This is a genomic window from Mesorhizobium sp. LNHC252B00, assembly GCF_000502955.1.
Taxonomy (GTDB): Bacteria; Pseudomonadota; Alphaproteobacteria; order Rhizobiales; family Rhizobiaceae; genus Mesorhizobium.
Window position 1 is genome coordinate 1 of sequence record NZ_AYWO01000142.1, and the last position, 382, is coordinate 382.

Annotated in this window: 1 protein-coding gene; it reads right to left on the reverse strand. The window is 66.0% G+C overall.

The genetic code is table 11. The features are described from left to right. On the reverse strand, window positions 1–382 hold a 382-nt coding region (locus X744_RS0139370), incomplete at both ends, for an amidase family protein (RefSeq protein WP_031261607.1).

A 382-nucleotide genomic window follows, 5' to 3' on the forward strand; every position in this document is an offset into this window, starting at 1 on the left:
AAATCCGGTCGCAAGGGCTCGGTCAGGAAAGATACATCCGTGAACCGTGCGAGTGCTGCCTCGCATAAGTCGAGGATGCCGGGTTCGATCGGCAGATGACCGCTGAGATCGCCGAGCCAGGCGATGCGGCCACCGGTCGCCGCCGTCGCGAGCCCTTCGAGGAAGGAGCCTTGCTTCTCATAGGAGAGAGGCGCCTGCGGATGGTAGCCGGCCTGCACGTCGAGCAAGAGCGCCATGTCGGCGACGTTGCGGCCCATCGGCCCCTCGACGCCCATCTGCGCGTGGAAAACCTCGAAGTCGGGACCGCTGGGCACGAGCCCCTGCGATGGCCGAAAACCGTAGACATTGTTCCAGGCCGCCGGGTTGCGCAGCGAGCCGCCGA